Origin of the sequence: Neptuniibacter sp., assembly GCF_024231755.1 — a bacterium.
GTDB lineage: Bacteria > Pseudomonadota > Gammaproteobacteria > Pseudomonadales > Balneatricaceae > Neptuniibacter.
In genome coordinates this window covers 1-18,998 of the sequence record NZ_JAAEQH010000343.1, presented here as the reverse complement: position 1 = coordinate 18,998, position 18,998 = coordinate 1, and the positions used below count along the sequence as shown (strand labels likewise).

Below are 18,998 nucleotides of genomic sequence, written 5' to 3'. Positions count from 1 at the left end.
GACCTTACTTTACTCAACTCGCTACTTTTTTTCAGGAAAAACTGTAACGAAATACTTCCGTAATCTGTTTGTCATTCAGCTCTGTAAAATATGCGCCCAGTAATTTTTAACGGCGTATAGAGAAACCATGTTCCAGATACAGTGTATTGAAGTAATTCACTACTGCGAAGAAGACCCTAAGGTGTTGTTTGAAGATTTTGATCCTTTTGCCAAAGGGGCTCGGATGGCCGAAACCCTGACAAAAGTCATTCAGAAAGAGCAAAGTGATGCCGAGCTAAAGCTTATTTATGGCATTGAAAACGCAACAGGCGGTAGCACCAGAAAAAGTATTCTACCAGCCGCGTGAGACTAGCAGCCCTAGCCGGATTGGGAAGTTTCTGTATTTAATTCGGGCTCAGAAGGCGCGGGCAAACTGCCAAACCCTTCCTCAACAGACCAGTAATCCCTTCCCTGTTCCACACGAACAACACCTTTAAAGCGCTGTTGCAGGTATTCAACCGCTTCAGGCAGTGTATCCAGATCGCAGAGAATTACTCCACCCCGGTCATTGTCAGTTGAAAACAGAAAACTCTTCATAGCCTCTCCAAAAGATCTTGCCTTCCTAGCGGCCCAGGAAAACGGGAGAGATAATTACATAGAGTTGGGGATTAGAAAAGCTTAGATCGTGATAATACAGTTTTTACCCTGATGCTTCGCTTTATATAAGGCCACATCAGCACGCTGCATTAAAGCCTGCACATCATCACCGGAAGTATAAGAAGTGACCCCAATACTCACTGTCGATTTGATTTTTTCGCCATCAGGCATAGCAAACTGATAGTTCTCGAGGCTTTCGCGGACACGCTCAGCAACAATCATTGCCCCCTCAATGTCTGTAGAAGGCAATAGAATGGCAAATTCTTCACCTCCATAGCGATAACCACTATCCAGCGTACGTAAGGAAGAACGAACCAGAGCGCCGAACGTCTCAAGTACCTTATCACCCATGAGATGACCATATGTGTCATTCAAGATTTTGAAGTTATCTAGATCGAAGAAACAAATAGTGAAAGGATGGTGATAACGACGAGATGTTTCTAGCGCAAGCTCCAGCTGTGAGTAGAAATGACGGGAGTTGTGTAAACCGGTCAGGCTGTCTGTGATACTCAGCTCTTTATATACTCTTTCTCTCTCCATCAGCTCGAATTCTGCTTTTTTTCGAGCACTGATATTCATCAGGGTTTCGATAGCGCCTATCACTTCTCCTTCAGGGCTAACAATATTGGCAGCGGTAAAATGCAACCATTCGCCCTCTGCGCCGCATTCAGGGAAGAAATCTTCTGCTTCAAAGGCATCTGGAATTAATTCTGAACGTTTGTATTTGTTGGTGTAGTAGTGTTCAACATCGGCATCATTACCGCCTTCCAGAATAAGGTCAGCCAGGCACGGGCGCGGTGAGGCGTAAAATGGTCGCCACTGATCCTTGGTACCAATCATCTCACTGCGGTCCAATCGGCTCATCGCTTCCATGGCACTATTCCAATGAACGATGACGTGATTTTTATCCAACACAAAGGTTGGTAGCGCAATGCGATCGAAGACTTGTACTAATAGGGAAGGATCAACCGTATCGATCATGGCTGGAGCCACTGCACTTGGAACCGAAACAACTTTAGCAACCATAGCTACTTAAAATGCACCTACAAAAGAATTCAAACAAAAAGTTAAACAATTTTCGCTAGACAGAACGTCCCAGTTCAGACAATAAAGCCCTTTAAGGCCCAGCTTTCATTATTAAATGTAGACCATAATGAAATTTTGAATAGTCGTTTGTTAAAAAGAATCTCAAACAACTTATATAACCACATAAAGACTAATGTTAACTCACTTTACGCACTTGCAACATTCGGCTTTAGTTGGTGATTTTTTGTCCACAAGTATCAATTTATTGAGCCAGATCAGAATCAGACCAGAAATTAACCGGATCACAGCGATCATGCAGCTTTCCAGCTCGAAAGCAGAAAACGCTTCCTGACGTGATTAACTCAGCATCAGCGCCAAGAGAGGACTGATCACCGACCAGAACAATTTCGCATTCTTCCGCGGCTTTGACCTGTAGCTGCAAAGCACTATTCAAACAAAACTTATCAGTTTTACTATGTTGATAAGCTAATGGGGGAAGGCCTTCATCAAGGCTGCTGTAAGCAAATAGGAATTCTCCATCCCAGAAGATAAAATTATGCGCACCCAAACGGTCTAAACGTCCGGCATAATCTGCTATCAAAGCCAAACGTATCTCGTGATCAGGCCTCCCCTCCTCCCAGAGTTTCCGACTTCTCTCTAGCAGCAAGCAGAAGGCCCTCTCTTGATCGGTGCAGCTAACGGGCCATTGCTCACCTATCTTGAAACGGTCATTGTCATGGATCTCTGGCAATTCCCCCTGCTGGCTGAATAAGCAGACATTTCCCCGCATGGGCCGTGAGTAAGGCTGAATCTCAGCAGATTCCAAAGGGGGGGCAGAATAGGTAGCGATACTCCATAACTCAGCACGTTGAGACTGCACACTCTGGTATGAGCTCAGTTCACCAACTTCCTGTTGACCGAAAGCAGTTATTCTCTGCTGATTCATCTCTCCTATAGAGCTAACACCTAAAGCTTCAATGCCAGTAATCGCCTGACTGAGCTGTACATTAACAGGCTCAGCAGAACATATTGTTAACAACCTGGGCAGATGGCTCATAGCAAAATTAACCTGACGTCAGAGTTTGAGCAGATCGCTGCTTTCCTATAAAGAAAATAACAGATACTGCCCAAAGCACCAGCGGTAACATCATCCAGTTCATCGCCTGCCAGCCAAACTCTGCTTCCAACCACCCGGATGATAGGGCTGACAGGGTAACCATACTGAATACTAGGAATTCATTGGCCGCCTGTGATTTTGCCTTTTCCGCTGGTCGGTAGGTTTCGGTTAACAACTGGGTTGCGCTGATAAACATAAAGTTCCAGCCAACACCTAATAACAACAATGCGGCCCAAAAGTGCCATTCACTGACTCCTGCAAGATTGATTGCAATGCAAACCAGCATAAAGACAGCACCTGCATACATTACACGATGAATACCAAATCGGCTGATCAGGCTTCCGGTGAAAAATGAGGGTACAAACATCCCCAATACATGCCACTCAATCACATTTGCAGCCGAGGCAAACTCATAGCCACAACGAGCCATCGCCAGTGGTGTCGCCGTCATCAGCAAGTTCATCACCACATAACTCACCATAGCGACAATAACCGCAACCAGAAATGCGGGCTGGCTTATTATCTGCAGTAAGGGTCTCTGCCCTGTCAGTTCTGCAGCTGTTTTCTCTACATGAGGGATATGGGTAAAAAACAGCATTAGTAACGCAAGACTGTATAAGCCAAGCAAACCTACAAAAGCCCCCGTAAATTCAGCCTCGCCAAAAAGGTGCTGACTCTGTATAGCCAGCTGCGGCCCTATTACTGCTGCGATAACACCACCAGCCATTACAAAAGAGATCGCTCGGCTTTTTTGATCTTCTGCGCATACTTCTACAGCGGCAAAACGGTAAAGTGTGCCAAAACCGATACCGATCCCTAGTAGGAAAGTTCCCAGTGAAAAAAGGGAAAACATCTGTTCATTCAATGCGTAGATACACACCAATGCCCCTGTGATACCTACACTGTTACCAAGATAGAAACCGTTTTTACGACCTATTTTGCTCATAATCAGTGATGCAGGAATCGTGGCTACCATCAGTCCGATAAACTGAGTTGCTACAGGAAAAGTCGTCATCGCCGGATCGCTTGCCAGACTTTGTCCAATAAGAGCTACTACGGACACCAGAAGGATATTCCCGGTGGTCAATAATGCCTGGCAGATCGATAACAAAAATACATTACGGTTCATGAATCTGTTCCTTGCTGGCTGCTGATAAAGCGCGCCTTATATTCACTAGGAGTAACACCTAAACGCCGAATAAACACTCGGCGCAGATTATCAGGCACAATAAAGCCGCAGCCATCTGCAACTTGCTGCATACTCAGCGTACCCTCTACCAACAGCTGCTGTGCCAAATTAAGCCGGCAATCTTCGATATAAGCAGCCGGTGACTGAGAGATGCTCTCTTTAAACAATCGGAAGAGATGACGCTCACTGACACAACAGTGATCCGCCAATTGCTCCAGATTTAACTCACTGGTCAGATTCTGTTCGATATAACTGATAGCCTTGGCAACTGTACCTGTTGCCTGCTGTTGAGCCTGTAACTGAGTACTGTATTGCGCCTGCCCGCCTGGCCTTTTAATAAAGACCACCAATTCACGCGCCACGTCCATTGCGACGCTGTGACCACAATCCTCTTCTACCAATGCCAAAGCCAGATCGATACCGGAGGTTACACCCGCTGAGGTATACAACCTCCCCTGTTTGATCCAGATAGCATCAAAATCGACATTCAGATCAGGATAATCCTGAGATAAAAGATCACAACAGCGCCAGTGAGTGGTCACTTGCTTACCCTGCAATAGTCCAGCCTCAGCCAATAGAAAAGCCCCACTACAAACAGAACCAATCCGACGTACAGTTCCCGCCTGCTGTTTAATCCACCCGACAAGTGCTTGGTTTTCCCTCTGTGATGCAACTCCCCGCCCACCCGCAATTAGCAGAGTATCCAGTTCAGGTACTTCGTCAAAAACTGTATCCGGCAACAGCCGCATTCCAGAGTTGGTTGTAATTGGGTCAGCGGTAAGTCCTATAACTTTGATCTGATAGAAATCCTTTTCTAGAGCCTGATTCGCAGAAGCAAAAACCTGCAACGGACCGGTTACGTCCAAAATCTGGCAATCGGGATAACAAAGTACAGCAATAGTCTTCACGAAACTTACTCCGTTGAAAGTTACAGAGAAGTATTACGTGAACAGCCAATGTCATCAATGACGAACATCCGACAATTTCAGACATCCATCATTGATTCTATTTGAGGAGGTAAAGCGTTATACAGATAGAACGTCTATCTTCTGCGGGTTAAAGCTTTGCACTGCTTCTGCTGGATCTGCTACGACTTCAGGGCGAACGGCGCTATCACTGCCGGGAACAATACCGTGTGGGTAACCGTGCTGCAGGCCTTTAAAGTCAAACAGCTCTGTATCAGCAAGATGCGACGGCACCACGTGCTGCATAGAGCGGAACATAGTTTCAATACGTCCAGGGAAACGGCGATCCCAATCCTGCAACATCTCCTTAATTACCTGACGCTGAAGATTTTCCTGTGATCCACAAAGGTTGCAAGGAATGATTGGGAAACCACGTAATTCGGCAAACGCAGCAATATCTTTCTCACGGGAGTATGCCAATGGGCGAATAACCATATTCTTACCGTCATCAGACACCAACTTAGGTGGCATCGATTTCAACTTACCCCCGTAAAACATATTCAGGAACAAGGTCTCCAGAATATCATCACGGTGATGGCCCAAAGCGATCTTGTTAGCCCCGATCTCCTCGGCAAAACCGTACAGTGAGCCACGACGCAAGCGGGAGCAGAGTGCACAGGTGGTTTTACCTTCCGGCACAACCTCTTTCACGACCGAATAGGTATCCCGCTCCAGAATATGGAAAGGAACATCGATCGATTCCAGATACTCTGGCAAGACATGCTCAGGGAATCCCGGTTGCTTCTGATCCAGGTTCACGACTACCAGCTCAAAATTAACAGGCGCACTACGCTGCAGGTTCATCAGAATATCCAGCATGGCGTAGGAGTCTTTACCACCGGAAAGGCACACCATCACCTTATCGCCTTCCTCAATCATATTGAAATCCTGAATAGCTTTACCCATTTCACGGCGCAGACGTTTCTGCAGCTTATTCATTCGGGTTTTCTGCTTTTTCTGCTCAGCAATTTCTGCTTCGGTCAGTTCAGTTTTCGGTGCTTCGGAAGTCATACTGGATTGATTCTTCGTTGGGGTATTTAAAAGAGCGCGAATTATACAACAGGCTCCCCCATGATACACTTGAGAGAATTTGATCCAGATCTGAAAGGAGTCAGCCATGAACTCTTTGCGTAAATACCTGTTACAGATATCTTCGATTCTTACACTTTGTTTTGTCACTGTGCTGGTACAAGCGTCACCCGTACTAAAGCTGAAACTCGAAGGTGACTTTTCCAGCAACTATGACAAAGTTTCCCAAGCACTGGAAAACAAACGCTTTTATGTAGTGTTTGAACCCAATATTGGTGGTTCCATATCCAACTTCAAAGAGCGCTGGGGGGATGACTATAACCGCAATGGTTTTGAAGAGATCCGTAGTCTGGTTTTCTGCAACCCTTGGTATGTTAATCAGGTGATTAATAAAGATCCTGAGATGGCAGCTTTGTGCCCCCTTTCGGTAACCCTGCTGCATAAACAGAACACCACACAACTGATGTTCCTACGCCCCAGCCAGCTTAAGCCTGACAGCCCTGCTCAGGATATTCTGCAGGAACTGGAGAGCGATATCGAAAAAGCGCTACGGGAGTCAGGCGCGAAATAACCTGTAGAAATCATCCTTCGGGCTGAATCCAGTTTACCTCCTGTGCTGTTTTTGGCCCGACAACAACTTGTTCTAAACTTTCCGGGATCAGTGAAAAGCCTTTTGATTGAGGTACCCGTCCGCCCATCACTTCAGCTCTATATTGGGGTAACACCGGTTTCTGGTAGGGGTCAGCATAACCTTCAGGCCATATCGGTTGGTTATTACCAACCTCGTATTTATCGCTAGCGCCAAGGGTGTGCATAATTTCATGTACAGTTACAAAGTTATTCTGAGCCTGATAATCCACACTGGCAAAACCGTTGACCACTCCGATCATCCCTTTCTGTAACCCAAGGGAATGTTCCAATACCTGCCTGTTATGAGGAGAAAAGAGACGCAGGTAGATCTTGATATCCGGTGCAATATCCTCCTGCCAGCTATCATTCTGCCAGGCCCAAAAACGAAGCTTCAGACTCCATATAACACTTTGCAGAATACTTAGCTCACGTGGTGGCAATGGAGGCTGTTCTAATATTTCTGGCGCAAGAAAAACCCGGATCGGTTCTTCTACCGAAATACCATAACGCAATGCTTCGCGGCTGAGAAACTGTTCAATATCATCAAAATGATCCTCTTGCAGGGCATCGATATATAGCTGAGTATCAGCTCGCTGGTCCGCATTGATCGGATAAACCACCAGCCAAAGAGAATCCTGCCAGTCAGTTGACCGGACACGGGAAAGAAAACTGTTGAGTGACACAATCAACAGCAGAAGAATGAGTAGGATTAAGCGTAAACGTCCCCAGAAACTTCGATGCGGCATAAGCCTCCATCACCTCGAATCAAACCAGACCCACAATAATCAGGTAACGAACTGCTTTTCCGAGTGTAATCATTAACAGGCTTAAAAGAAAACGGGTTTTTAACCAACCCGCTATCAGGCAGAGGGGATCTCCGATCAGTGGTAACCAAGAAAGAAGCAACGCAAAGGGGCCGTATGATTCCAACCACCGCTTGGCCTGCTGTTGTCTTGGTTTATCTAAACTTTTTAGTGGCCAGTAATGAGCAATCGCCCAGCCCATAAGAAAGGTAACGATCCCACCCAGCGCATTACCCGCAGTGACTGCAAGCCAGAGGCTCCAGGGATTATTTACCCCTTCTGATAGCTGCCAAGCCAGTATGACCTCAGATCCACCGGGCAACAGTGTGGCAGAGATAAAACCACTGAAAAATAGTGCTGTTAGACTCAACGACTCATCTGAGAAAAAGGTCACTGAGTTTCCAAACCTGCTTTGATACAACGCAGCACACCCATCTCATAAGCACCGGCTAATGCTTCATAAACGGGTTTAAGGGCCTGGCCAAACTCAGTCTGGCACTCCAGCATTGTCTGTTCGATATTACTGAATTCAGCCTCGGGTAAAGCCACTACTTCAGTGACATCCAGCTCTTTATTCTGAATTGCCTGGGCAAGGTGTGCATAGATAGCATTGGCAGAGAGGTGCTGTTGGCGACTAATTTGTTCCACCGTCATGCCACTTTTGTAGAGCAAAACCGATTCCTGAGCCTGAGAAGCAACCTCTTGCTCAGATGGGTTTTCATGCTCCTCTATGACGGCAATGAACTCAGCACCGTACAGATCCAGCTTACGCTCACCCACCCCGTTCAAACGACGGAACTGATCCGATGTCTGCGGGCGGTACATCACCATTTCCATTAGAGTCGCATCATGGAAAATGACATATGGTGGCACATCCTGCTCGTCAGAAAGGCTCTTGCGCAATGCTTTAAGATCATTCCATAGCGCATAATCTTCAGCTTCCAGTTTGCTCTGCGGCACCTGATTCTTACGATACGGTGTATGCTGGCGCTGATCTTTACGTAGCTGAATACTCTCTTCACCGCGTAACAGCGGCCGGCATTTCTCAGTCAGATGCAAAACACCATGCTGATCAACGTTAACCCCTAACAAACCACGTGCAACCAGTTGGCGGAAAACGGAACGCCACTGATTCTTATCCAGATCTTTACCTATACCCCAGGTAGAAAGTTTGTGGTGCTGAAAGCGGTCACTCTTTTCATTACTTTTGCCCAGCAGAATATCCACGACGTGGTTAACACCAAAACTCTGGCCAGAACGATAAACCGCAGATAGCGCCTTCCGCGCGGCTTCGGTACCGTCCCACATTGGCACCGGCTCAAGACAGGTATCACAGTTACCGCAAGGTTTATGCTCGTTTTCTCCAAAATAGCTGAGCAAAACCTGGCGGCGGCAAGTAGTAATCTCACACAACCCTAACATCGCTTCCAGCTTCTGCCGCTCAACCACTTTCTGTTCAGCGGGTGCGTTGGAACCTTCCAGCATCTGACGCAGGAACATTACATCCTGCAGACCATAAACCATCCAGGCATCGGCAGGCATACCATCACGTCCAGCACGTCCGGTTTCCTGATAATAGGCTTCGATACTCTTTGGCAGATCCAGGTGGGCAACAAAACGCACATTGGGTTTATCAATCCCCATACCAAAAGCGATGGTTGCCACCATGATGATGTTTTCTTCGGTGAGAAAGCGGTGCTGATTATGGCTGCGCAACTCTGCTCCCAGACCGGCATGATAAGGTAAAGCATTAAACCCCTGCTCACTCAGCCAAGCCGCAGTATCTTCTACTCTCTTACGGGAGAGACAGTAGACAATACCGGAATCTTTTGGGTGTTCATCTTTAAGGAACTTCAGCAGCTGTTTCTTGGCACTGTCTTTCTGCCCGATCCGATAGCGGATATTGGGACGGTCAAAGCCTTGAATAAACTGGGCTGGATTACTGAGCGCCAAGCGCTCAACAATCTCCTGTTGAGTTCGCTGGTCCGCCGTAGCTGTCAGGGCGATTCTTGGTACTTGCGGAAACAACTGCGCCAAGCGACTAAGTTGCAGATATTCTGGGCGAAAATCGTGCCCCCATTGTGAGACACAGTGGGCTTCATCAATAGCGAACAACGCCAGATGCGATTCCTGCAGCAAGTTTAGGGTACGATCCTGAAGCAAACGCTCTGGAGCGATATAAAGTAGGTCCAGATCACCAGATCGAAGTTGATGTTCTGTTTCACTAATCAGTGAAAAATCCATCGATGAGTTTAGACAACCAGCACGGATGCCCCACTGGGACAGCGCGGTCACCTGATCTTGCATCAAAGCAATCAAAGGAGAGATAACAATTGCTGTGCCCTGTCGCATCAGAGCCGGAAGCTGATAACAGAGAGATTTACCCCCCCCTGTTGGCACAACCACCAACGCATCCTGCCCTTGGACAAGGGTTTCAATCACCTCTGCCTGTGGCTCACGAAAGTGTTCGTAACCGAATACGTCCTGAAGAATCTGTTGTGCATGCTGAATCATGGGCGGATTATCCAGAATGCGGGCGTAAAAGTCACTTGAATTAGTTGCTGTTAAAAACCTCGAAGCAAGCTAAAATCAGCGCAATTCATCTCTTACGGAATAGTTTAATGACACTTACATCCGCAAATGTTCTTTCTGATGCCGAACTGGATCAGTTGGATGGCTTTTTATACTCCGATCTGGTTTCTGAAGATTGCCTGGATCTGATCGGTGTACACGGCCTGTTCTCTGCACTTAACATCAGCCCATCACCAATGGATGACGCCACACTGCAAGAGTTGGTATTCGATGAAGAGCCGAAGTGGGAATCCGAAGAACAGAAGCAGACTATCAATACCTTGCTGCAACGATTCTATAGTGAAATCGGTGGCAACCTGTATAGCGATGGTGAAATCGAACTTCCTTGCGAACTATCTCTTGATGCGGAAGAGGGTGAAGATATCTCACCTTTGGCATGGTGGGCGCAGGCCTTTATGGAAGGTGTCTTTACCCAGGAAGAAGTATGGTTCAACAAACAAACTGAGCAAGATGTAGCAGAGATGCTGCTACCGGTCATGGTTGCCTCTGATCTGTTCGACGAAGCGGATATCAACAAGATCCGTGACGACGAGAAACTGTGTGCAGAGATGTGCGCTCAGATCCCTGAGCTGCTGATCGACCTATACCTCTACTTCCATGCTCCAGAGAAGTAAGTACTAGGGCCTGTTAACACTAATTTCATCGTCCCTGCTGGAGGCTATTTTTGTTCTCAACAAGGCAGCATGAGCGTAGTTTAGTTATTCTAAATAAGCGAATAATAACGAAGTTGAGGGCATAAATGGCCCCAGTCCTTCGGATTGAGGCTATAAAAGCGTCACTCGTTGTTACTCGTCGTTCATTTAGAACCACTAAATTCTCTCCTCTTGCCTAGATTGACGCTTTTCTAGTCTCAACAGGGATGAATGAATTAGTGCTAACAGGCCCTGGCTTTACACTAAAGCTCCATTAATGAAAGCAGGTTTATCTACTTTGAGACCTGCTTTCAGCATACATGAGCGCCAATCGGGTTTGCGTAGCAAACTGGTTGAAGGTACCAAAATCTTCCTCGCTCATGGCCCCTTTATCCTTCAGTTTATCCGCATACAGCATCCCAATAACCCGATTGCCCATCGTTAGAGGCACCAGAACAAATCCCTGACACTTCACCTGTTTGATAAACATATTAGGCAGCCTGTCAGCCCAACCGTCTTCATCAAGGTCATTAACCAACAGAGTCACCTGTTTATTCAACACACGGAAGAACAGGTCATCCGCTTTACCGTTTTTGGAACGTTCAAAATAATCCTGAAGGTTCTGAATATGCTCCCCTTCGATCATTTTCACGGAAAGTTTATCCCTGGATGAGTTCAACAGGCAGAGCATACTTCGATCAAAGCCAGCACATTCACGAATCGCTTCAATGACCAGTTTAAAAACCTCATGGATTCTCCGACCAGAGGTGATTAGCTCATTCAGATCGTTCATATAGTCCAGCTGTTTTTTACTGCGTTTCACTTCGTGGATTGATGATTCCAATTCATCAGCAGAGACCATCTCTTTTTCGTCCAGCTCAACTTCACCCTGGGCGAGAAAAGCCAGCTTACGTACCATCTCATCCTTTTCAGAATTTCCGCTTTCGATAAACTGTGGAACAAGGGCTTGGCTCTTCAAACCGTAATCCCTACTGACCTTTGCCACCTGGCGGAAACACTGCAGCGTTGTTTCACCAACATCATCAAGCGACATCCCCCCCACTTCGGACAACGCGTCAATAACATCAGAATAGGACTCGCTAAGCCTGTCCTGACCATAAAGCTGCTGGATAAGACCGTTGGTTAATGAGGGTAACGCTCCCAGCAAATCTGAATCTGCATCCACATCTAATGGATCTACATAATTCATCGTGCTCAGCACACTTTTCGGGTATCCCCAACCTACAGCTATTTCCTGCCCCAAATTATGGAAGCTCATCCCCAACACTTCCTCTTGGATCAGTGCCCATGTCGTCTGTTTCTCTGAGCGTAGTGACAACATTTTTCGGTATTGATCAGGCAGGGTACAAGCCACCATAATCTCACCAAGTCCAAACAGGAGTGCCGCGATATATGCTTCTTCTGGGTCAACCTTTTGCTTGCTATGTAGAGCGAACTCTTTTGCCAAATTAGCACTGAGGAACTGACGCATCATCATGCCCGGCACATCCAGATCCGGGTGTTCATCATGGAAGTTTTCGATCAATTTAAGGGTCAAACAGATATTCTTTATCCGATTAAACCCCATCAACACAACTGCACGAGAAACAACACTGATATTTCCTGCACCGCGGTTGTAGGTAGAAGAGTTAGCAAGTTTTAATAGACGTGCTGAAAGGCTCGTATCTTTCATAATGGCCATTGCCAACGCCATCGCATCGCTCTCTTCTGAGGCACTAATCTGCTGTATACGGTTTACAGTGGCGCTGAAAATTGGCAAATCGCCTAACTTATCAAGACTGCTATGGATATTTTTCAGCGTTTCTGTGTACTTCATAATTTCTCACTGATAACCGGAAAGAACGAGAAATAAAGATAATGACTCTTCATTAAGATAGTCAAACCTTAGTTTAGAAAGGCAAAGATAGCCTACTTAAACTTTCTCTAAATTGATAAGGCTCAGGCTGAAGCCTCTTAAATGATCAGAACAGGTTTATTAAAATGTATTTTTTATACATAATTAGATTCTTGCTAAAAAGTATACTCAACCTCGACAAGTGACTCTTTATGATTCAGCTACAGGAACACAGAAAACCCCACCCGTTCTCTCTTTTTAATTTGGGTTTCCGACCTTTTTTTCTCGGAGGTGCTTTAGCAGCAGCTCTTCTTTTGGTGAGCTGGCTGGTCATTTTCAGCAAAGGCGCTGCAATTCACTACTACGGCAGCGGAATCCTCTGGCACAGTCATGAAATGCTGTTTGGTTTCTCCCTGGCTATTATTGCAGGCTTTTTATTAACCGCTGTGCGTAACTGGACCAATGTCCAAACGCTGTATAGCTGGCCTTTAGCTGCTTTATTTTTACTCTGGGTAGCAGCTCGGCTAATGCCTTTTGTAACTTCTCTTCCTGAGCACTTAATAGCCTTTACCGATCTGGCTTTTGCCCCAATGTTGGCAGTCAGTATCGCTATTCCGATTATTCGCTCTAAAAATTACAGGAACCTGGTTTTTGCACCGCTACTTCTTGGTTTTTTCATAGCGAACCTACTAGTTCACCTTGAGCTTTTAGGAATGACAGAAGCTACTGCGGGAAAAGGAATCCAGTTGGGGCTATTTCTGGTGATTGTGATTATTTCTATTATCGGAGGCAGAGTCATCCCCTTCTTCACCGAACGTGGAGTTGAGGGCATTAGCTGTAAACGTTATGAAAAACTGGAAAAGGCAATCATCCCGCTGAGCATTATTTGGCTATTACTAAGCCTTTTGCCGTTTACAACAGCCTTGGCTGTTTTCAGTTTAGTACTTGGCTTGGCAAATCTAGTTCGTTATTTCGGCTGGTTTAACAGAGCAATTCTTGCAGTTCCTTTAGTCTGGATTTTGCAACTCGGATACCTATTTGTACCGCTGGGTCTAATTCTGTTTGGTTTATCTCAGCTGGAACTGCTTTCACAGTCAGCGGCTTTCCACGCTTTAGCTGTAGGCGCAATCGGTAACCTAACATTGGGCATGATGTCTCGTGTATCACTGGGACACTCTGGCAGACCACTGGCAGTAAACCGAGTAATGGTTTTCGCATTTGCATTGATGCTATTCGCAGCAGTTCTGAGAACCAGTATTGATCTTTTACCTATCCCATATATGGCGGTCATTCACCTATCGGGAACGCTGTGGGTACTGGCATGGCTACTATTTCTTGTTAAATACACAGCTATTTTGATTAAACCTCGTTTGGATGGAGTCTACGGTTAGGTGCCCATTAGATAATACAAAAAGAAAAGGGCCTCGAATGAGGCCCTTTTTAGTTCAGTTAATGAAAACTTAGTTATTCAGATCTATTACAACACGGCCCTTGACCTGACCGTTGGTAATTTTCTCTGCGTATTCAGGCACATCCTGAAGAGAGATAAGCTGTGCAATTTCACCTACAGATGTTTCCGGTAGCTGAGTCTGCAAACGTTTCCAGGCTTCCTGACGACGCTCAAATGGGCACATTACAGAATCCACACCCTGTAGGCGTACATTACGCAGAATAAACGGCATTACCGTTGAAGGCAGCTTGAAGCTGGCAGCCAGACCACACGCAGTTACTACGCCGTTGTAATCCGTTTCAGCCAGGATTCGAGCCAGAATGGTATCACCTACAGTGTCTACAGCACCCGCCCAGCGCTGTTTTTCCAGAGGACGGGCAGGCTCTGCCATCTCTTCACGGCTAACAATCTCACTTGCACCCAACGCACGCAGATAAGATTCAGTCTCTGGGCGACCAGTGATAGCTGTCACGTTGTAACCCAACCCAGCCAGTATTGAGACCGCAACACTACCTACACCACCCGCAGCACCACTGACGATAATCGGACCACTTTCAGGTGTAACTCCACCCTCTTCCAACGCCATTACACAAAGCATAGCGGTCAGACCTGCAGTACCAATCTGCATGGTTTTCACTGGGTCCATGCCTTCTGGAAGTGGCACCAGCCAATCTCCTTTCAGGCGTGCATACTCTGCATAACCACCCCAGTAGTTTTCACCTACACCCCAACCCGTCAGCACAACTTTGTCACCTTTGTTGTAGCGGGAGTCGGCACTTTCCTCAACCGTACCTACCAGATCGATACCCGGAACCATTGGAAAATTACGAATAATCTTTCCTTTACCGGTTACAGCAAGGCCATCCTTGTAGTTAAGGGAGGAATAGTCGACCTTGATCAGCACATCTTCAGCAGGCAGTGCGTTCAATTCCAGTTCTTCAACCGCAGCGGTTGTCTTACCTTCAACCTGATTTAATACCAGTGCTTTAAACATGCTCTTCTCCGTCTAGGCTTATTTATCTATTTGTCATACAAATATAAAATCATATAATTAAAAAATCAATATATCCCTTTCAGTTTCTCAACTGTAGAATAAGAAAGAGAATTCGACAGGAGAAAATCTGTGAACCTTGAAGTCGCCCCGGTAAATAAGGCTAGCTTATCCAAGCAGGTTGCCGATCAACTACAGGAAGCTATTATTGATGGCAGCCTGAAAGCTGATGATCGCCTACCCACTGAAGATGAACTGGCAAAGCGTTTCCAGGTATCACGTCCTACTATCCGAGAAGCGCTGAAGCGTCTTGCAGCCAAAAACCTGATTCGCTCACGTCGAGGGCCTGCAGGGGGCACATTTGTTAACCGCCTTGATGCCAACGAACTTAGTGACAATTTGACCACTGCCTCTACGCTGTTTGTCAGTATGAACGACATTTCCCTCGATGAAATTAGTTCAACCCGCTTGGAACTGGAAAGCCTGTGCTGTCAGCTAGCCTGTCAGAATCATTCAGAGCAGGATCTGGAGAAAATGCAGCAGGAGTTGCTTCATCAAACCGATGAAAGTATCAGCCCTGAAGAGTTTTGTGCAGCTGATGTGCGATTCCACCGCGCTATTGCTGATGCCAGCCATAACCGTATGCTCAGCTTTGTTATGTATACACTGATCGAAGCTCTACAACCTGTATCCAATATGATCGCTTATCACTACAGGGAACGAGAGATCATCATCAACCAACACAAGCGTATGTTAAAAGCGATTCAAGATCGGGACACAAACCTCTGTGTGGCAATCCTGAAAGAACAGATCGATTATTTTGCTCAGCTTCACGAAGAAGCTCAGTTAAATCACAAAGCAAAATCATAATTCGCAACCGACCAAGAAGCTGGGGGCTTAATTTTCAGATTCCTCCCCCTCTGCCGACTAATCGCCAATACACTACTGCTTTCTCAGACGGCAAAATCAGACAAAGTTTATGGGCATTAGTCAGCGTATGCTTTATTCTTTACGACTGATTTTTTTCACACTTTTTCACACTACGTACAAGCTTAAGGAGTCTTCGTGGAAAACATTTGGCTTATCAGTATTGTTGCCTTAGTAGTAGGCGCTGTAATTGGTTTTCTTATGGGCCGCTCAGGTGGAAACAGCAACCGCCAGGCTGAACTGTCTGAACAGTTGGAGGACACCAAAAAAGAGCTGGAGAATTACAAATCTGAAGTAAACTCCCATTTTGAAAAAACCGCTGAGCTTGTTAATAACCTGACCAACAGCTATCAGGAAGTACATCAACATTTAGCAACGGGTGCACAAGGCCTTTGCCAGCCAGGCACAGTTGATATAGCCCTGGAACCTGCATCAATGCAGGCTAAGCTAGAGGATGATTCTCAGGAAGAGGAAGCAGCTCCGAAGGAAGAACAAGAAAAAACGGCAGAGTCTTCTGAACCTCCTCGCGACTATGCGCCGAAGAGCCCGGATGAAGAAGGTACATTATCAGAAACTTTCGGTTTGAAAGAAGATGAAAAAGCGGAAGAGGAAGCTACCGCACCGGCTGATGCGACACCTCCTAAAGAGGAAAAAGCGACAGCCTAACTGCCTCCTAACTAATAGTGCTTAACGAATAGGATAATCCGGCTTTACTTAAACCGGATTATCAATCTCCACATACTGGTGCTGTATACCAAAATGCAGCGCCAACTCTTCACCCAAAGCCTGAACACCATAACGCTCCGTAGCATGATGCCCAGCTGCAAAGTAATGGATGCCATTCTCACGTGCGTGGTGAACTGTTGGCTCCGATATTTCGCCCGATAGGTACGCATCCACACCTTGAGCAATTGCTTTTTCAATATAGCCTTGCGCGCCGCCACTACACCAAGCAACAGTTTTGATCAGGTGCTCTCCTCCACTAATGAGCAAAGGTTCTCGATTTAGCGCTGCGCTGATCCTGTCAGAAAACTCCTCAACAGAGATGGTCTGTTCCAACTCCCCTACATTGCCAACACTTCTGGGATTACCAGGTTCCAATCCACCTGTGATATTGATACCCAGAAGTTTTGCCAGACAAGCATTATTTCCAATTTCTGGATGGGCATCTAAAGGCAAGTGATAAGCAATGAGGCTAATATCATTTTCCAATAAAGCTTGTATCCGGCGCTTTTTTACTCCAGTTATACAGCTGTCCTCTCCCTTCCAGAAGAAACCATGGTGTACGAGTATTGCGTCGGCCTTCTCCCGTACCGCCTGATCAATCAGTGCCTGAGAAGCCGTAACCCCCGTAATAAGCTTGGAAATACTCCCTTTACCTTCGATCTGAAGGCCATTAGGGCAGTAATCCCTGAACATTTCAGGTTCCAGACGTTCGTTCAGATACGAAATAAACTCTTTAAGATCAACTGCCATTCTTTTTTCCCATTCACAAAGCTGCTGGAGATCGTATAATTCTATGATTCTTTTTGGGTTTTCGACTACAGCAGCTGCAAAAATAGATGCGTAAATTTAATTTTCTTTTCTGGCCTGTTCTATCAGGAATACTGGTAGCGGTGCTCTTACTACAATTTTTTCCTGGATTGCTGGGCTCATCTACACCACCAGCCATCCAAATAAAGGAAACTCACAGACCGCATCAAGCTAGCTTGGGCAATGGTCCTGTATCCTATGCAGAAGCGGTGGAGTTAGCGGCCCCAGCAGTTGTTAACATTTATACAAGAACTATTGTGCGTCAAAAGATTCATCCTCTGTTTGATGACCCTTTTTTCCGCAACTTCTTCGACGCAGACAGTATTCCACAACGCGAGCGCGTACAATCCAGTCTGGGTTCCGGTGTTATTCTGAGTGAACAGGGATACATCGTGACTAATAACCACGTCATCAACGGCGCAGATAGCATTGTTGTTGCCCTCCGCGATGGTAGAGAGGCAATGGCTGAAGTCATCGGTACAGATCCTGAAACAGATCTTGCCGTACTAAAAATTAAGCTAGATAACCTTCCTAGCATCACACTGACCCACTCGGACAATATACGTGTAGGGGATGTAGTGCTGGCGATAGGCAACCCTTTTGGGGTCGGCCAGACCGTTACTATGGGTATTATCAGTGCAACAGGGCGCCACAGTCTTGGCATCAATACATACGAAGACTTTATTCAAACCGATGCGGCCATCAACCCTGGTAACTCAGGTGGAGCCCTGATTGATGCCTACGGCAATCTGATCGGCATTAACACTGCAATTTTCTCTAAATCTGGCGGCTCTCAGGGCATTGGCTTTGCCATACCCTCCACTCTAACCAAGCAAGTGATGCAGGACTTGATTCAGCACGGCCGAGTAATCCGAGGCTGGCTGGGAATTGAGATTCAAGAACTAACACCTGAGTTAGCGGAATCATTTGGCCTGAGCAAAATGCAGGGACTTATTGTGGCAGGAGTCTTCCGCAACGGTCCTGCGCACCTTGGGGGGCTACAACCGGGTGATATTATGCTCTCAATCAATGACAAAGCGATCATGGATGGTAGAAAATCCATGACTCAGATTGCTCGGATACGCCCTGGAGCAACAATTAACATTAAGGTATTGAGGGAAGGCAAAGAAATTGACCTTCACCCTGTAGTTGGGGAGCGCCCAAGAAGTAGGAATTAGAGAAGTTAAAGGAGACGTGGGCTAGATTATGGCTGGAATATCTGTTTAACTTCCAATGTATTGTTTCCTTCTCTCGGGACAGAGAAAAATAATCATTAATTCTCCCGGATATAACTCACAACCCAATACCATTTATCTATGCTGGTGAAAGAATGGATGTTGTAAGAAGTGTTTTGGTTGTAGATGACAGCCGCCTTACTCGAATGATGATTTCCAAAATAATCAGTACACATCACGCGAACTGGTTAATTCTGGAAGCTGCTAATGCTGAGGAAGCCTTGGCTCTCTGTGACGAACAGGCATTTGATTACATAACTCTTGATCATAATATGCCAGGAATGACTGGTTTAGATGCATACCCACTGCTACGGGAAAAACAGGCTGATTCAAAAATCGGCCTGTTCACTGCTAATATTCAGAAAAGCACTAAAGAACGCTCAGAGGC

20 protein-coding genes are annotated in these 18,998 nt (G+C 46.2%); 8 read left to right on the top strand and 12 right to left on the bottom strand.

The annotated features are described in order from the left end of the window. The first annotated feature begins 127 nt into the window (after positions 1 to 127). Complete coding sequence (locus tag GY843_RS19605; RefSeq protein ID WP_297312217.1) at positions 128 to 346, top strand: hypothetical protein; 219 nt, start codon at positions 128 to 130, stop codon at positions 344 to 346. An 11-nt stretch (positions 347 to 357) separates the two neighbouring features. Here the strand turns inward: GY843_RS19605 and GY843_RS19600 are convergent, their stop codons facing one another. The 6 genes from GY843_RS19600 to ttcA form a co-directional block, all read right to left on the bottom strand. After that, the gene (locus GY843_RS19600) at positions 358 to 576 is read right to left on the bottom strand and encodes a hypothetical protein (RefSeq protein WP_297312215.1); all 219 of its coding nucleotides are present in this window, start codon (positions 574 to 576) and stop codon (positions 358 to 360) included. 81 nt (positions 577 to 657) lie between these two features. Next, positions 658 to 1,662, bottom strand: coding sequence for a diguanylate cyclase (locus GY843_RS19595; protein WP_297312213.1), 1,005 nt, complete (start codon positions 1,660 to 1,662; stop codon positions 658 to 660). A 262-nt stretch (positions 1,663 to 1,924) separates the two neighbouring features. Next, positions 1,925 to 2,719, bottom strand: a complete 795-nt coding sequence (locus tag GY843_RS19590) for a class II glutamine amidotransferase (RefSeq protein ID WP_297312211.1) — start codon at positions 2,717 to 2,719, stop codon at positions 1,925 to 1,927. A 7-nt stretch (positions 2,720 to 2,726) separates the two neighbouring features. Further along, positions 2,727 to 3,908 carry an MFS transporter gene (locus tag GY843_RS19585; RefSeq protein ID WP_297312209.1) on the bottom strand — a complete coding sequence of 394 codons (1,182 nt, stop codon included), beginning with the start codon at positions 3,906 to 3,908 and terminating at the stop codon, positions 2,727 to 2,729. Beyond that, positions 3,905 to 4,876, bottom strand: a complete 972-nt coding sequence (locus GY843_RS19580) for a GlxA family transcriptional regulator (protein ID WP_297312208.1) — start codon at positions 4,874 to 4,876, stop codon at positions 3,905 to 3,907. The genes GY843_RS19585 and GY843_RS19580 overlap by 4 nt, the downstream gene beginning before the upstream one ends. A 117-nt stretch (positions 4,877 to 4,993) precedes the next feature. Next, entirely contained in the window at positions 4,994 to 5,944 is a 951-nt protein-coding gene (gene ttcA / locus GY843_RS19575; RefSeq protein WP_297312206.1) for a tRNA 2-thiocytidine(32) synthetase TtcA, read from the bottom strand. A 106-nt stretch (positions 5,945 to 6,050) separates the two neighbouring features. Here ttcA and GY843_RS19570 point away from each other — a divergent pair, with 106 nt between their 5' ends. Next, positions 6,051 to 6,533: a DUF302 domain-containing protein gene (locus GY843_RS19570; protein WP_297312204.1), complete on the top strand. Its 483-nt coding sequence runs from the start codon at positions 6,051 to 6,053 to the stop codon at positions 6,531 to 6,533. A gap of 10 nt (positions 6,534 to 6,543) precedes the next feature. Here GY843_RS19570 and GY843_RS19565 read toward each other — a convergent pair whose 3' ends face one another. From GY843_RS19565 to recQ, 3 genes are read right to left on the bottom strand one after another with little or no spacing between them, the layout of a single operon-like run. After that, positions 6,544 to 7,338, bottom strand: a complete 795-nt coding sequence (locus GY843_RS19565; protein WP_297312202.1) for a hypothetical protein — start codon at positions 7,336 to 7,338, stop codon at positions 6,544 to 6,546. A 19-nt stretch (positions 7,339 to 7,357) separates the two neighbouring features. Continuing rightward, on the bottom strand, positions 7,358 to 7,789 hold the full coding sequence (locus GY843_RS19560; RefSeq protein ID WP_297312200.1) for a VTT domain-containing protein: 432 nt from the start codon (positions 7,787 to 7,789) through the stop codon (positions 7,358 to 7,360). After that, on the bottom strand, positions 7,786 to 9,909 hold the full coding sequence (gene recQ / locus GY843_RS19555; protein ID WP_297312199.1) for a DNA helicase RecQ: 2,124 nt from the start codon (positions 9,907 to 9,909) through the stop codon (positions 7,786 to 7,788). Before recQ ends, GY843_RS19560 begins: the two co-directional genes overlap by 4 nt. Before the next feature lie 107 nt (positions 9,910 to 10,016). Between recQ and GY843_RS19550 the strand changes: the two genes are divergently transcribed. Beyond that, a complete protein-coding gene (locus GY843_RS19550) occupies positions 10,017 to 10,601 on the top strand; it encodes a YecA family protein (protein WP_297312198.1) in 585 nt (194 codons plus the stop codon). A gap of 307 nt (positions 10,602 to 10,908) precedes the next feature. Here GY843_RS19550 and GY843_RS19545 read toward each other — a convergent pair whose 3' ends face one another. Next, complete coding sequence (locus GY843_RS19545) at positions 10,909 to 12,456, bottom strand: HDOD domain-containing protein (protein ID WP_297312196.1); 1,548 nt, start codon at positions 12,454 to 12,456, stop codon at positions 10,909 to 10,911. Between the two features lie 230 nt (positions 12,457 to 12,686). On the opposite strand from GY843_RS19545, the gene GY843_RS19540 reads away from it, so the two are divergent. Then, positions 12,687 to 13,865: an NnrS family protein gene (locus GY843_RS19540; RefSeq protein WP_297312195.1), complete on the top strand. Its 1,179-nt coding sequence runs from the start codon at positions 12,687 to 12,689 to the stop codon at positions 13,863 to 13,865. Between the two features lie 69 nt (positions 13,866 to 13,934). Here GY843_RS19540 and GY843_RS19535 read toward each other — a convergent pair whose 3' ends face one another. Further along, positions 13,935 to 14,918, bottom strand: coding sequence for an MDR family oxidoreductase (locus tag GY843_RS19535; RefSeq protein ID WP_297312194.1), 984 nt, complete (start codon positions 14,916 to 14,918; stop codon positions 13,935 to 13,937). Positions 14,919 to 15,047: 129 nt separating this feature from the next. Between GY843_RS19535 and GY843_RS19530 the strand changes: the two genes are divergently transcribed. Both GY843_RS19530 and GY843_RS19525 read left to right on the top strand, forming a co-directional pair. Next, the gene (locus tag GY843_RS19530; protein WP_297312193.1) at positions 15,048 to 15,785 is read left to right on the top strand and encodes a FadR/GntR family transcriptional regulator; all 738 of its coding nucleotides are present in this window, start codon (positions 15,048 to 15,050) and stop codon (positions 15,783 to 15,785) included. A gap of 195 nt (positions 15,786 to 15,980) precedes the next feature. Beyond that, positions 15,981 to 16,508 carry a DUF1043 family protein gene (locus GY843_RS19525; RefSeq protein ID WP_297312192.1) on the top strand — a complete coding sequence of 176 codons (528 nt, stop codon included), beginning with the start codon at positions 15,981 to 15,983 and terminating at the stop codon, positions 16,506 to 16,508. A gap of 48 nt (positions 16,509 to 16,556) precedes the next feature. Here the strand turns inward: GY843_RS19525 and GY843_RS19520 are convergent, their stop codons facing one another. After that, complete coding sequence (locus GY843_RS19520; RefSeq protein WP_297312190.1) at positions 16,557 to 17,318, bottom strand: Nif3-like dinuclear metal center hexameric protein; 762 nt, start codon at positions 17,316 to 17,318, stop codon at positions 16,557 to 16,559. 86 nt (positions 17,319 to 17,404) lie between these two features. Between GY843_RS19520 and GY843_RS19515 the strand changes: the two genes are divergently transcribed. Next, the gene (locus tag GY843_RS19515) at positions 17,405 to 18,553 is read left to right on the top strand and encodes a Do family serine endopeptidase (RefSeq protein WP_297312188.1); all 1,149 of its coding nucleotides are present in this window, start codon (positions 17,405 to 17,407) and stop codon (positions 18,551 to 18,553) included. 152 nt (positions 18,554 to 18,705) lie between these two features. After that, positions 18,706 to 18,998: response regulator (locus tag GY843_RS19510; RefSeq protein WP_297312187.1), on the top strand; the 293-nt coding region annotated here is incomplete at its 3' end.